A 13,402-nucleotide genomic window follows, 5' to 3' on the forward strand; every position below is an offset into this window, starting at 1 on the left:
GGATGCAGGCCCATAGACTGGCAACATGCCGCATAACCCGCATGCCACCTTTACCGTGGACTCCGCCGTCGAACTGGCCGTGATCGAGCGCAGCGGCTTTGTGGAGTCCCGGCACATCGGCTCGGCCGTACTGCTTGCAGCGGACGGGTCAGTTGTCACAGAGCTTGGCGACATCAACACACCGATCTTCGCCAGGTCCGCCTTAAAACCGTTCCAGGCACTGGCCTCGATGCAGTCCGGCGTCCCCCTCCGGGGTGCACAGGTGGCCTTGGCGTGCGCGAGCCACGTGGGTTCACTGGACCATATGGACGTGGTGTCCGGCATGCTGAAGGCGGCCGGGGTTCGCGAGGACCAGCTGCAGTGCCCGGAGGGGTGGCCGCAGGATGAAACAGCCCGGAACTGGCTGGTGCGGTCCGAACGCGGCAAATCAAAGCTGGCGTTCAACTGTTCGGGAAAGCACGCCGCCTTCCTGTGGGCCTGCACCGAAAACGGCTGGGATACCCACAGCTACCTGGAGCCCAATCATCCGCTGCAGCAACGGGTCTGCAGCGTTATTGAGGAGTACACGGGCGAAAAGATAGCCCACCTGGGAATCGACGGGTGCGGCGCGCCGGTGGCCGCCGTCTCGTTGAAGGGCCTGGCCCGGGGTTTCTCACAGCTGGCCAAGGCGCCCGGCGACCAGAGCTTCAACGCCAGGGCCGCCACCATCGCAACATCAATGCTTGATTACCCATGGGCAGTGCAAGGCCGAGGCGAGCCCAACACCCTGGTGATGGACGAATTGGAGATTATTGCCAAGGTTGGTGCCGAAGGTGTCCTCGCCATGGCCACGCCACAGGGCGTTTCCGTGGCCGTCAAAATATTGGACGGGAATGTCCGTGCCACTTCCCTGGTGGCCCTGACCCTCCTTGCTGCTGCCGGCGCCGTGGAGATTCCGGGGGTTGCCAGCGTCCTCGAGAAAGTGGTGGAGCCGGTGCTCGGCGGCGGAAAACCTGTTGGCCAGATCCGTCTTGGCCCGGCAGTTTCCGCGCTCCTCGACTAGGTTTTCCTCCAACTGCCTTTGCCATTCATGCCTGGAAGAAAGAACGCGCAAACATGCCTGTAGCCCGCCGTCGTATTGACCCCCAGGAAGGCGCTGCGGCGGTGGAGGCATGGCGGAATGCTGCCGGGCCGTCGTCGGACGTTCCTCCCGTTCCGCGGGCCGTCCTGGCCACCGCGGTGCGGTACACCCTGGAGGAAGTCACCGCGCGGGCGCCGGGGAACTCGGTGGAGGTGCGCGTGCCGCCTTTCGGCGTCACGCAATGCGTGGAAGGGCCCCGCCATACCCGCGGAACACCGCCCAACGTGATTGAGTGCGACGCCGCCACCTGGCTTGCGATGGCCACCGGGCAGTTGAACTGGGCGGAGGCAGTCGCGGCCGGCAGGGTGGCCGCCTCAGGCCTGCGCGCGGACCTCTCGGCCCTCCTTCCGCTGTAGCGCGGGAGTTTTGCGCCCCAGGGGTCAGCCGCGGCCGATGAACGGCATGCCCGCCGCGGTGATCACCACGGACCCCACACTTGCCGACGGCGGCATGTTGGCCATCATCAGGACCGCGCGGGCAGCATCCTCCACCGGGAAAGTGGGCTCAACCCGGCGGCTGCCGTCGGCCTGGAGCGCCCCCGCGCCCACGCCGATGGTGTCCATGATCTCCGTGGCCGTGTTGCCGATGTCGATCTGTCCGCAGGTGATGCCGAACCCCCGCCCGTCCAGTTCGATGCTTTTGGTCAGCCCGGTCATGGCGTGCTTCGTAACGGCGTAGGCCACCGTCCGTGGGCGCGGCGAGTGCGCGGAGATGGAACCGTTGTTGATGATCCGGCCGCCCTGCGGATCCTGCGCCTTCATGGCGCGGACGGCGGCCGCGGCGCAGAGCATGGACCCCGTCAGGTTTACCGCGAGGGTAGCGTCCCAGTCGGCCAGCGAGATCTCGTCCACGCTGGCCGCCGGACCAAAAACGCCGGCGTTGTTGAACAGCAGGTCCACCCGCCCCCACCTCTGGCGGGTGGCCTGGAAAAGGTGCTCGACGTCGTCGGGCCGGGTGACGTCACAGGTGACCGGAAGGGCATGCGGATGGCCGTCCGCCGTCTCCACCAGCTGCTGTTCGCGCCGGCCGGCGAGGGCAACGGCGTAGCCGTCGGCCAGGAGGAGGCGGGCGACCGCCCGGCCGATGCCGGAACCCGCTCCGGTGACCACTGCGATCCGGCCCTGCTGCTTCTGCGTGCTTCCCATTCCACTCTCCTTCTCGCGGTCACAATTGACCATTCCACCTAGTCTAGCTAATCTCACTAAGCGAAATAGTTTTCTCGTAATATGAGAAAGAGTGCCTAGTATTCAACGACGAAATGAGGCTGCCATGGCTGCAGGAGAAGATACCTCCCATATCCTCAGCGGGTTGACTAACCAGCTGCCTGATCGTGATCCGGAAGAGACCGCCGAGTGGGTTGAGTCCCTGGATTCGCTGATCAGGGAACAGGGCACCGAGCGTGCCCAATACATCATGCGGAGCCTGCTGCAGCGCGCGGGTGCGCAGAGCGTGGGCGTGCCGATGGTGACCACCACCGATTATGTGAACACGATCCCGGTGGACCAGGAAGCAGAGTTCCCGGGCAACGAGGAATACGAGCGCCGGTACCGGGCGTACATGCGGTGGAACGCCGCGGTGATGGTCCACCGGTCCCAGCGGCCGAACATCGGCGTCGGCGGACACATTTCCACCTACGCCGGTGCTGCGACCCTGTACGAGGTCGGGTTCAACCACTTCTTCCGCGGCAAGGATGCCCCCGGCGGCGGGGACCAGGTGTTCTTCCAGGGCCACGCCTCCCCCGGCATGTACGCCCGGGCGTTTATGGAAGGCCGGCTCTCCGAGGAGGACCTGGACGGGTTCCGGCAGGAAAAGTCCCGCGAGGGCCATGCCCTGTCCTCCTACCCGCACCCGCGGCTGATGCCGCAGTTCTGGGAATTCCCCACCGTGTCCATGGGCATCGGGCCGATGAACGCGATCTACCAGGCCCAGTCCAACCGGTACCTGCACAACCGGGGCCTGAAAGACACCTCCGACCAGCAGGTCTGGGCGTTCCTGGGCGACGGGGAAATGGACGAGCCCGAATCCCGCGGCCTGCTCCAGCTCGCCGCGAACGAGAACCTGGACAACCTGAACTTCGTGATCAACTGCAACCTCCAGCGCCTGGACGGGCCGGTGCGCGGCAACGGCAAGATCATGCAGGAACTCGAAGCGTTCTTCCGCGGCGCGGGCTGGAACGTGATCAAGGTCGTCTGGGGCCGGGAATGGGATGACCTCCTGTCCCGCGACACCGACGGGTCGCTGGTGAAGATCATGAACGAAACCCCCGACGGGGACTACCAGACCTACAAGGCCGAATCCGGCGGGTTCGTCCGCGAACACTTCTTCGGCAAGGACCCGGCCACCAAGGACCTCGTCGCGGACCTCACCGATGACCAGATCTGGAACCTCAAACGCGGCGGCCACGACTACCGCAAGGTTTATGCCGCGTACAAGGCCGCCACCGAATTCAAGGGCAAACCCACCGTCATCCTCGCCAAAACCGTCAAAGGCTACGGACTCGGGCCCCACTTCGAGGGCCGCAACGCGACCCACCAGATGAAAAAACTCACCCTCGATGACCTGAAGAAGTTCCGCGACCACCTGCGGATTCCGGTCACGGATGAGCAGCTCGAAAAAGACCCGTACCAGCCGCCGTACTACCACCCCGGCAACGATGCACCCGAGATCCAGTACATGCTGGAGCGCCGGGCAGCGCTGGGCGGGTCGGTACCCGAGCGCCGCAGCAAGCACGCCCAGATCACCCTGCCGGATGCGAAGTCCTACGAGGTGGCCAAGCGGGGTTCGGGCAAGCAGCAGGCCGCCACCACCATGGCGTTCGTGCGGTTGCTCAAGGACCTGATGCGGGACAAGGAGTTCGGCAAGCACATTGCCCCGATCATCCCGGATGAGGCACGCACCTTCGGCATGGACGCGTTCTTCCCCACCGCGAAGATCTACAACCCCAAGGGCCAGAACTACCTCTCGGTGGACCGTGACCTGGTCCTGGCCTACAAGGAATCCCCCGCCGGGCAGCTGATCCACCCCGGCATCAACGAAGCCGGCGCCGTGGCAGCGTTCACCGCCGCCGGCACCGCCTACGCCACCCACGGCGTGCCCCTGGTCCCGGTCTACGTGTTCTACTCCATGTTCGGCTTCCAGCGCACCGGCGACGCCTTCTGGGCAGCAGCGGACCAGATGACCCGCGGCTTCATCATCGGCGCCACCGCAGGCCGGACCACCCTCACCGGCGAAGGCCTCCAGCACGCCGACGGCCACTCCCCGCTCCTGGCCTCCACCAACCCGGCCGTGGTCACCTACGACCCCGCCTACGGCTACGAAATGGGCCACATCATCCGCGACGGCCTGGAACGCATGTACGGGGAGGGCGGAACCGGAACTGCGCCCGACAAAAACGTCATGTACTACCTCACGGTCTACAACGAGCCGATCACCCAGCCCGCCGAACCCGAAGAGCTTGACGTCGAGGGCGTCATCAAGGGCATCTACCTGCTCAACCCGGCAAAGATCGACGGTCCCGGGACCCAGATCCTCGCCTCCGGCGTTTCGGTGCCCTGGGCGCTGGAAGCACAGCAGCTCCTCGCCGACGACTGGGGTGTCTCCGCCGACGTCTGGTCCGTCACCTCCTGGAACGAACTGCGCCGCGACGGCCTCGCCGCCGAAGAGGAAGCCTTCCTCAACCCCGGCCAGCCCGCCCGTGTCCCGTTCGTCACCCAACAACTCGAAGGCGCCACCGGCCCCGTCGTCGCCGTGTCCGACTACATGAAGGCAGTCCCGGACCAGATCCGCCAGTTCGTCCCCAACGAATTCGCCACCCTCGGCGCCGACGGCTTCGGCTTCTCCGACACCCGCGCCGCAGCCCGCCGCTTCTTCAAGATCGATATCCACTCCATCGTCGTGAAAGCGCTGCAAATGCTCGCGGCGAGGGGTGAAGTGGAGGAGGGCGCGCCGTCGTACGCCATGGACCGGTACAAGCTACTGGACGTCAGAGCCGGCACCACCGGAGGGGCAGGCGGCGACGCCTAGAGGGACAGGAACTCCGCTAAGGTGCAGCTATGGGGAACACGGATGCCACCAGGACCACGGGGATTGTGCTCGCGGCCGGCGCCGGCACCAGGCTGGGCAAAGGCCCCAAGGCCCTGCTTCCGTATCACGGCCGGCCGCTCGTGGAATCGGTCGCCGGGGCGCTGCTCGGCGGCGGCTGCCGGGAGGTTGTGGTGGTCCTGGGGGCAGGTGCCCGGGACGTCGAGGCCGTCGCCGAACTGGACCGCTACCGGACCGTCGTGAACCATGAATGGGCGTCAGGGATGGGCAGTTCCCTCCTGCTCGGCAACACCTTTGCCGATCCCCGTGACCATCTGATGGTCGCCCTCGTCGACCAGCCGGGCATAACCACCCGGACGGTGGAGCGGCTGCTTGCAGCCCACCGTCCTGGCCGGATCACCGCAGCCGCTTACGACCAAGGCCGCCGCCGGGGGCATCCGCTGGTCATCGACGCCGGGCTCCGGGACCGCGTGGCCGTCACAGTAACGGGCGACGCCGGGGCGCGCGGCTTCCTACGGGCCCATCCGGAGCTGGTGGACGAGGTGGACTGCAGCGACCTCTCCAGCGGACTGGATGTTGACACGCCGGCGCAGCTGTACCTCCTGGGTTAGCGGCGGATCACCCCGGTGCTTAACAGCTCCTCCAGGCCCTGCTTGAAACCGGTTCTTCCGCCGTGGGAGGGGTGCCGGACTTTTGGCACCTCCATTCCACTGGACAGCAGGCTGCGGTGTGCCACGTTGCCTACGGCCACCACTGTTTTAATGCTGAACAGCTCCGCGAGCGACTGCCAGAACGAGATCCCGAGCCTGGCGTCGGCAACCGTCGGCGTCCGGCTGGACTGCGGCTTCCCAGGAAGATGGGTATGCCAGGGGCACGCACTCCACAGCAGGGGCAGGAACTGCAGTTCGGCCAGGACTTCCCACATCACGGTCGCCGTGGGCTCGGCCGCGACCTCCGCGGCCTCCGGCGGCAGCGAGTAGCCCTTGCCCGGGCCGAACAGGCCGAAGCTGTTGGCCGGCCCCTGGAACATGGTGCGGTTGGTGAACGGAACCCCGGTGATCCTCATACCCCTGAAACCCGGGGCCTCGCCCAGCAGCAGCACCTTGGGCGAGCGGTCCAGCATCTCCTCGAGGTAAAGCTCCAGGTTCCAACGGCGCAGTGCGTTCTCCGGAACTGCAGGGTCAAAAAAGTTGTTGCAATCAGTCCCTGTTTCCACCGTCGCCAGCCGGTCTATAAAGGCGCCGATGGCAGAGCCGGTCATGCTTCGGAGTGATTCAGGATGGCGGCCACGCGGTCCGCTGCCGGGGCGTCCGCCTTGGCCAGGCGGGCCTTTCGGAGGTTTTCGCGCACGATCCAGCGCACGTCCTTGTCCTGGCTGGCTGCCCATCTCTCCAGGCGCGGGAAGCCCGTGGCCGGCCAGGCGGCCACGGCGACGCTCCAGCAGTAGCCGAGCCCCTGGCGCAGCACGCGGAACTGTTCCGCCCGCCGCGACGCCGGATCCGTTCCTTCGACTGAAGCCGTGATCAGCTCGAGGACCTCCACGGCCTTGGCTGCATCTTCCGGCGCGCGGAGCAGGCGGGGTTCGCAGATCCCGGCCGCTATGGCGCGCTGCACCAAGGGTCCATCGTCCAGCCATTGTTCCGTTAAAGCCCACAACGCCGGCATGTCCGCATCCCCCAGCCGCTGGAGGGCCATGGCAACGCCCTCACGGACCCGCCAACGGTCGTCTTCGGCCAGCACCCTCAGGCTTTCGGCAGCGTCCGGATCGCCTTCAGCAACCAGGCGGCCGAAGCCGACGGCGCCACACACGGCAAGGTACTCGTCCGGACTCTGGGCGAACAGGCGGATCAGGTCAGGATCCGCCACGTCGCCGAACGCCTCAGCCAGTTCGATGTTGCCGCGGGGGCCGGGCAGCCCTGACTCGGCGCCGAGGTAGGCCACCCATTGCCCCGGCGGGAGCGATTCCAGCACAGCCCGATAATCCGACCGCTTGGTCACCGGTCACCTCCTCGCCCCCGACGTGCGCCTGGCCCCGGAGACCCCTTCCGCTACCAGCGCGGGTGGATGGCCTCGCGGAAGTAGTGGTCGTAGATCCAGCGGACGCCGCCGTCGAACTCTTCAGTGACGCCCACGGATGCCGCGGCAGCATTCGCCGCCGCCTGCTCAACGTTGCGTGCCCCGGGGATCACCGTGGTGACGCCGTCCTGCGCCGCGATCCAGGCGATGGCCGCCTGGGCAGTGCTGGCGCCGGCCGGAACCAACTGCTCGAACTCCTTCACGGCCTTCAGCCCCAGCTCGTAGTCCACGCCCGAGAACGTTTCGCCGACGTCGAAGGAGTCGCCGTTGCGGTTGTAGTTCCGGTGGTCGTTCTCGGCGAAGGTGGTCTCTTTGGTGTATTTGCCGGAGAGCAGGCCGGACGCGAGCGGCACACGCGCAATGATGCCCACGTTGGCTGCCTTCGCCGCCGGAAGGACCTCATCCAGGGGCTTGAGCCGGAAAGCATTCAGGATGATCTGGACGGAGGCCGTCCCCTCGTGGCGGATTGCTTCCAGGGCCTCGTCGGTGCGCTCCACGCTGACGCCGTAGTTGCGGATGGCGCCCTCGGACACCAAGGTGTCCAGGGCGTCATAGACTTCGGCGTTGCTGTATACCGCAGTGGGCGGGCAGTGCAGCTGGACCAGGTCCAGGGTGTCGGTGCCCAGGTTCTTCCGTGACCGGTCCACCCATTGGCGGAAGTTGGCCAGCGTATAGTGCTCCGGCTTCTGGTCCACGCGGCGGCCCATCTTCGTGGCTACCGTGATGTCCAGCCCCGGGTTGTCTGCGAGGAACTTGCCGATAGCCTGCTCGCTCCTGCCGTCACCATAGACGTCGGCGGTGTCAAAGAAATTCACTCCCGCTTCAACGGAAGCAGCCAGGATTGCCTGTGCCTGCGCCGGGTCCACATTGCCCCAATCCGCGCCAAGCTGCCAGGTTCCCAGCCCCACGATGGAGATGTTCCGTCCGGTCTTGCCTAAAATCCGATGTTCCATCCCTCGACTATATGGTGTGGCTGCGCAGCCGCTGGAATCTTACGGCCCCCGCCGCGCCGATGATGCCGCCGCCGCACGGGCCCGCACGTTGATCCTCAGATGGCTGAGCGCTGCAGGTTGGGTACCAGCCCCGCTTCCTTGAGTCCCAGGTAGATCTTGTCCCGCGCAATGGGCAGTGCAGCGAAGCGCACCCCGGTGGCGTTGCGGATGGCGTTCGCCAAGGCCGGCGCCACCGGATTGAAGGGGCTTTCGCTCATGGACTTGGCACCCAGCGGCCCCAGCTTGTCGTTGGTGTCCGCGAAGTACACTTCGCTGCGCGGCACGTCCGCAAAGGTGGGGATGTGGTACTGCCTCAGGATGTCCGTGGTGACCCGGCCGGCGTCGTCAACCACCACCTCCTCATACAGAGCCGCACCGATGGCCTGCGCAATCCCGCCCTCGATCTGGCCGCGGCACTGGCGCGGGTTCACCACCACGCCGGCGTCCGCCGCCTGCACGCTCTGCAGGATTTTCAGCTCGCCGGTGCCGCGGTTCACCGCTACCCGGAAGCCGTGCACGTTGAAGGCCACGGATCTCGGCGTCCCGCCCCAGCGCCCTTCCGCTGCGAGTTCGACGCCGGCTTCCGCAGCCGCCCGCGCAAGTTCAGCCAGTGCCACGGACGCTCCGTCGATGATGACGGCGTCGCCGTCAAGGACGCACGCGGACGCCTGCGTCTGGTGGATCCCCGCCGCGAAAGCGCGGATCCGCACGGCCAGTTCCTCGGCGGCGGCCAGCGTTGCCTTTCCGGCAACCACCGTCCCGGCCGAACCGAACGCACCGGTATCGTGCTCCACCAGGTCGGTATCGGATTGACGCACCGCTACCCGTGCCGCTTCCGTGGACAGCGCCGTGGCCGCCAGTTGCGCGTGGACGGTGGTGGTGCCGTTGCCGAACTCGGCGGTTCCGACGTCAGCCTGGTACGTCCCGTCCGGCAGGAGCCGGAGCCTGGAGTGGGCAAAGTGGCCGCGCGGGGGCACGGTGTCAATCATGGACAGCGCCGTCCCCTCGCCTGTGAGCCAGTCCGGCCCCAGTTCGTCCAGGCCGGCGGCCCGGTAACGCTCGCGGCCGCGGGCCAGTGCGTCCCGGACGAGGTCCAGGCATTGGTCCAGCCCGTAGCTCCCATAGTGGACGTCCTCCTCGGGGTCCGGCTGGGTGGACAGCATCCGGTCGCCTTCGCGCACCATGTTCCGGCGGCGGAATTCCGAGGGATCCATCCCGATGCCAGCCGCGAGCTCGTCCATGGCGGATTCGATGGCGAAGATCATCTGGCTCAGCCCGTAGCCGCGGAAGGCCCCGGCCGGAACCGTGTTGGTGTACATCGCGTGGGCGTCCACCTTTTTGTTGGCGCAGTTGTAGACGCTCAAGGATTCGCCGCAGCCGTGGAACATCACACCCGGCCCGTGGTTGCCGTAGGCGCCGGTGTTGGTCAGGACATCCAGTTCCAGGGCTGTCAGCCGGCCGTCATTACTGGTGCCGGCGCGGAGTTTGATGGTGAACGGATGCCGCGTGGTGGTGGCGGTGAACTGCTCGGTCCTGGTCAATTCGAGCTGGACCGGCCGGCCTAATTTCAGGGCCGCGAGCGCCGCGATGTCCTCGGTCAGGACTTCCTGCTTGCCGCCAAAACCGCCGCCCACCCGGCCAGCCACCACGTGGACCTGCTCTTCAGGAAGCTTGAAGACCCGGCACAGGGTGCGCCGGACCAAGAAGGGAACCTGGCTGGAGGTGCGGACCTGAAGGCGTCCCTCGCTGTCCACCGACGCGATGGCCGCGTGGGTTTCCAGGGCAACGTGCTGGACGCGTTGGGTTTGGTACGTCTGTTCGTGGATGAAGTCGGCCTGGGCGAAGCCCTCGGCCACGCTCCCCAGTTCGGAGTGCAGCTCGGCCACCACGTTGCGTTCCGGGCGGGAAATGCGCGACACCGGTCCCTCCTTGTCCCCGTGCACCAGCGGCGCACCGGGGACCAGTGCATCCTGCGGTGTAAAGACAGCGGGCAGTTCCTGGTATTCAACTTCCAGTGCCCGCACTCCAGCTTCGGCGGCGGCTACTGTTTCAGCCACCACCGCGGCAACGCGCTGGCCCCGGAACCTCACCACGTCATCGAGCACACGCGTGTCGTCAGGGTCATCGGTAAACAGTTCGTGCTGGGCGGTTGAAAACAGCTGTTCCGGAGCGTCCTGGTGGGTGAAGACGGCCAGCACGCCGGGGACCTTCATCGCGGCGTCAGTGTTGATGGACAGCACCCGGGCGTGCGCGTGCGGCGAGCGCAGGAGTTTGAGGTGGAGCAGGCCCTGCAGCTGGTCTGCCGGAACGTCCAGGGTGTAGCGGGCGGTGCCGGTAACCACTGCCCGGCTGGCAGGTGCGGGGACGTCGTCGCCCAGCTGCCCGGGCTCGGGATCCGGCTGCCCTGCTCCCGCTATCCCTGAGCCCTGCCCTTTCGGATCGGGATGGCCGGCCTGTCCGCAGACTGCGTCGGAGATGGCCCGGTATCCGGTGCAGCGGCAGAGGTTTCCCTTGAGGTTCCGGGGCAGGTTCTCCGTCTGTTCGTCGTCGAACGTTGCGGCCGTCATCACCATGCCCGCGGTACAGAACCCGCACTGGAAGCCCTGCCGCTCCATAAACTGCTGCTGGACAGGGTGGAGCTCCGCGCCGTCGCCTACAGTTAAAGCCAGACCCTCGATAGTGGTGACAGCGTGCCCCTCTGCCCGGATGGCGGGGTAGATGCAGCTGTGCACTGGAGTGCCGTCCACGTGCACCGTGCAGGCTCCGCAGTCGCCGCCGTCGCAGCCCTTCTTGACGCCGAGGTTGCCTTGCTCCCGCAGGAAGGTGCGCAAGCACTGGCCGGGGCGCGGCGCAATCCCAGCCGATACGCCGTTGATCTCAATGGCCATGATCAGGCCCCTTCCTGCTGTGGGTAAAGTCCCTGGGCGTCGTGTCCACGGTCCGACGGCGGCCAGAAGTCGCCGGAGACCCGGAACCCGGGAGCCCCTGCAGGGGCAGCGAGCTCGGCACGGATCTCCTCGGCCAATCGGTAGGTCATGTCCCTGCGCCAGGCCGGCAGCCCGTGGATGTCGTTGTGGTAAAGGTCGGCGGGGACCGCCTCGTCGAGGGCCCCTGCCAGCGTGTCCGTGTTCGGCAGCGCGTCGAAGCGCAGCTGCACGGGCCGCTTGGTGGCAGCGGTGACGGTGAGGACAAAGGAGGTGCCGGCGTCGAGCCTTCCGATCAGCAGCACCCCGGACCTGCCGAGGTTGCTCAGCGAAAGGCGACGGAAGGCCACCCGGGAGGCAAGGGCCGACGCCGGGAGCCGGATACTGCGCAGGAGCTCGCCGGGTGCCAGGCAGTTCGTCGCGTCGCCGGTGACGAATTCGGTCACCGGGACGGTGCGGGTGGTGCTGCCGGGGCCGAGGATGGTGGCGGTGCCATCCAGTCCGGCGCAGAGCGAGATGACGGGGCCGGCGGGCAGGGACGTACACAGGTTGCCGCCCGCCGTGGACATGTTCCACACCTTGAAGGAGGCCACGAAGGAGTCGCAGCAGGGGCGGATGAGGTCCAGTGCCGGCCAGGTGTCCGGGGAGAGGCCCCGCTGCCCGGGAAGGCTGTAAAGCTCAGCAATGGTGCAGGTGGCGGCGAGCTCGATGCCGGCATCCGTAACAGTCACCGGTGTCCAGCCGGCGGAGCCCAGGTCCAGGAGGCGCCTCAACGGCCGTGGACCAAACGCCAAGCTGCCGTAGGAGAACAGCACGGTACCGCCAGCCAGCCAAGCGTCACCGTCGCGCCATTGTGCGGGGTCGGTGGTAGGGACCACCGCCTCGATGGTGTTCATGTCCATGCGATCTCCTGCTGTTTAACGTTGGTGGGCGCCGGTGCGGGGGCGGGGGTGTTTAGCGGTGGCGCGGCCGGCTGGTGGATGGGGCCGGAGGTCTCGCTCAACGGCTGGTGCGATGCCGCCTTATTCCGGGCGGCGATGAGTTCGGCCAGGACGGATACCGCCACCTCCGCCGGGGTTACTGCCCCGATGTCCAGGCCGAGCGGTGAATGGAGCCGGGCGAGCCGCTCAGGGCCCACTCCCCTGTCCAGAAGTGCGTCCACCCGTTGCACATGGCTGCGCCGTGATCCAAGTGCTCCGATAAAAGCGGTGTCCAATGCCAGTGCGGTTTGGAGCAGGGGAATATCAAACTTGGGGTCGTGGGTAAGGACGCAGATGACGGTCCTGCCGTCCACGCGTCCTGCGGCCGCTTCTGCTGCAAGGTACTGGTGCGGCCAGGCCGTGACTACTTCGTCGGCTGGTCCGAAACGTGCCTGGCAGGCAAAGGCCGGGCGGGCGTCCACCAGGGTGACGTGGTAGCCCAGCGGTTTGGCGGCCGGTATTAATGCGGCGCTGAAGTCGTTGGCGCCGAAGACCAGCAGGCGGGGCGCCGCGAGCCGGGACTCCACCAGCACGATGGCCTCTCCAGCACACAGGCCTGCACCGGCCAGATTCAGGACGCCGGTGCCTCCGGCGTGCAGGAAGGACTCAAGCCGGGCGGCGCGCGCCCTTCGCGTGCCGGCGTTTCCGCCTGTGTCCGGCGATGTGTCCGGCAATGAGTCCAGCAGAGCAGCCAGTTCCGGATGCCCCGGGACACTGGCGGAACCAGGTTCGGGAATCACGACGGCGCTGCTGCCGCCACCACCGGGCTGCGGGTCCAGTCTCCGGACCAGCGCCACCGGGTGGTCCGGCGCGCAGGCGCTTAACTGTTGCACCGCCTCTCCAAGCCGGCATCCACGGGTTCTGTTGGCCGGTTCAATATGCACGTCCAGCTCTCCCCCGCAGGTGAGCCCCACGGCGAAAGCATCTTCGGCACTGAAGCCGAACGTCTCACGGCGGGTGGCGCCGTCGTCCATTGATTCCAGCGCTGCCGCCACGACGGCTCCTTCCACGCAGCCGCCGGACAGGCTGCCAAGGATCGAGCCATCCTCGGACACCAGCATCGAGGTGCCCACCGGCCGGGGAACGGAGCCGCTGGCCCGCACGATGGTGGCCACCGCAAACCGCTGGCGGGCAAGGGCCGGGGCCCAGCCGCCGAGTGTTGGGATCAGGTCAAGCATGGCGGCACTCCTTCTTCCGCGCTGCGGTGGTGTCCATATTGTCGTTCCTATCGGGGGCCGGGCCAAGCTTTGGCCCGGCCCCCGTGTTTCG

Annotated in this window: 11 protein-coding genes; 4 read left to right on the forward strand and 7 right to left on the reverse strand. The window is 67.0% G+C overall.

From position 1 onward, the window contains the following. The first annotated feature begins 25 nt into the window (after positions 1 to 25). Both FBY31_RS10170 and FBY31_RS10175 read left to right on the forward strand, forming a co-directional pair. Positions 26 to 1,042 (forward strand): asparaginase, encoded by a 1,017-nt coding sequence (locus FBY31_RS10170; RefSeq protein WP_142040121.1) that lies wholly within the window; start codon positions 26 to 28, stop codon positions 1,040 to 1,042. A gap of 53 nt (positions 1,043 to 1,095) precedes the next feature. Then, a complete protein-coding gene (locus FBY31_RS10175; protein WP_142040124.1) occupies positions 1,096 to 1,476 on the forward strand; it encodes a sterol carrier family protein in 381 nt (126 codons plus the stop codon). Between the two features lie 24 nt (positions 1,477 to 1,500). Here the strand turns inward: FBY31_RS10175 and FBY31_RS10180 are convergent, their stop codons facing one another. Next, positions 1,501 to 2,265 (reverse strand): SDR family oxidoreductase, encoded by a 765-nt coding sequence (locus tag FBY31_RS10180; RefSeq protein WP_142040127.1) that lies wholly within the window; start codon positions 2,263 to 2,265, stop codon positions 1,501 to 1,503. A gap of 124 nt (positions 2,266 to 2,389) precedes the next feature. Here FBY31_RS10180 and aceE point away from each other — a divergent pair, with 124 nt between their 5' ends. Both aceE and nboR read left to right on the forward strand, forming a co-directional pair. Beyond that, positions 2,390 to 5,143, forward strand: a complete 2,754-nt coding sequence (gene aceE / locus FBY31_RS10185) for a pyruvate dehydrogenase (acetyl-transferring), homodimeric type (protein ID WP_142040130.1) — start codon at positions 2,390 to 2,392, stop codon at positions 5,141 to 5,143. Positions 5,144 to 5,172: 29 nt separating this feature from the next. Beyond that, positions 5,173 to 5,772 carry a nicotine blue oxidoreductase gene (gene nboR, locus FBY31_RS10190; RefSeq protein WP_142040132.1) on the forward strand — a complete coding sequence of 200 codons (600 nt, stop codon included), beginning with the start codon at positions 5,173 to 5,175 and terminating at the stop codon, positions 5,770 to 5,772. Here the strand turns inward: nboR and FBY31_RS10195 are convergent. The 6 genes from FBY31_RS10195 to FBY31_RS10220 form a co-directional block, all read right to left on the reverse strand. Continuing rightward, positions 5,769 to 6,422, reverse strand: a complete 654-nt coding sequence (locus FBY31_RS10195; RefSeq protein ID WP_142040135.1) for a uracil-DNA glycosylase — start codon at positions 6,420 to 6,422, stop codon at positions 5,769 to 5,771. The two genes, nboR and FBY31_RS10195, sit on opposite strands and share 4 nt — an antisense overlap. Beyond that, positions 6,419 to 7,159 carry a HEAT repeat domain-containing protein gene (locus tag FBY31_RS10200; RefSeq protein ID WP_142040138.1) on the reverse strand — a complete coding sequence of 247 codons (741 nt, stop codon included), beginning with the start codon at positions 7,157 to 7,159 and terminating at the stop codon, positions 6,419 to 6,421. The genes FBY31_RS10195 and FBY31_RS10200 overlap by 4 nt, the downstream gene beginning before the upstream one ends. Positions 7,160 to 7,209: 50 nt before the next feature. After that, a complete protein-coding gene (locus FBY31_RS10205; RefSeq protein WP_142040141.1) occupies positions 7,210 to 8,190 on the reverse strand; it encodes an aldo/keto reductase in 981 nt (326 codons plus the stop codon). A gap of 95 nt (positions 8,191 to 8,285) precedes the next feature. After that, complete coding sequence (locus FBY31_RS10210) at positions 8,286 to 11,117, reverse strand: molybdopterin-dependent oxidoreductase (protein WP_142040144.1); 2,832 nt, start codon at positions 11,115 to 11,117, stop codon at positions 8,286 to 8,288. A 2-nt stretch (positions 11,118 to 11,119) separates the two neighbouring features. Further along, a complete protein-coding gene (locus FBY31_RS10215; RefSeq protein WP_142040147.1) occupies positions 11,120 to 12,055 on the reverse strand; it encodes an FAD binding domain-containing protein in 936 nt (311 codons plus the stop codon). Continuing rightward, positions 12,046 to 13,311: an XdhC family protein gene (locus tag FBY31_RS10220; RefSeq protein ID WP_142040149.1), complete on the reverse strand. Its 1,266-nt coding sequence runs from the start codon at positions 13,309 to 13,311 to the stop codon at positions 12,046 to 12,048. Before FBY31_RS10220 ends, FBY31_RS10215 begins: the two co-directional genes overlap by 10 nt. Between the last annotated feature and the right edge of the window lie 91 nt (positions 13,312 to 13,402).

This window comes from Arthrobacter sp. SLBN-100 (genome assembly GCF_006715305.1).
In the GTDB taxonomy this organism is placed as follows: Bacteria; Actinomycetota; Actinomycetes; order Actinomycetales; family Micrococcaceae; genus Arthrobacter.

Bases quoted from the DNA above. Each gene is read 5' to 3' on its own strand.
- aceE (WP_142040130.1), top strand. From the start codon at position 2,390: ATGGCTGCAGGAGAAGATACCTCCCATATCCTCAGCGGGTTGACTAAC.
- FBY31_RS10215 (WP_142040147.1), bottom strand. From the start codon at position 12,055: ATGGACATGAACACCATCGAGGCGGTGGTCCCTACCACCGACCCCGCA.
- FBY31_RS10170 (WP_142040121.1), top strand. From the start codon at position 26: ATGCCGCATAACCCGCATGCCACCTTTACCGTGGACTCCGCCGTCGAA.
- FBY31_RS10180 (WP_142040127.1), bottom strand. From the start codon at position 2,265: ATGGGAAGCACGCAGAAGCAGCAGGGCCGGATCGCAGTGGTCACCGGA.
- FBY31_RS10220 (WP_142040149.1), bottom strand. From the start codon at position 13,311: ATGCTTGACCTGATCCCAACACTCGGCGGCTGGGCCCCGGCCCTTGCC.
- FBY31_RS10210 (WP_142040144.1), bottom strand. From the start codon at position 11,117: ATGGCCATTGAGATCAACGGCGTATCGGCTGGGATTGCGCCGCGCCCC.
- FBY31_RS10205 (WP_142040141.1), bottom strand. From the start codon at position 8,190: ATGGAACATCGGATTTTAGGCAAGACCGGACGGAACATCTCCATCGTG.
- FBY31_RS10195 (WP_142040135.1), bottom strand. From the start codon at position 6,422: ATGACCGGCTCTGCCATCGGCGCCTTTATAGACCGGCTGGCGACGGTG.
- FBY31_RS10175 (WP_142040124.1), top strand. From the start codon at position 1,096: ATGCCTGTAGCCCGCCGTCGTATTGACCCCCAGGAAGGCGCTGCGGCG.
- nboR (WP_142040132.1), top strand. From the start codon at position 5,173: ATGGGGAACACGGATGCCACCAGGACCACGGGGATTGTGCTCGCGGCC.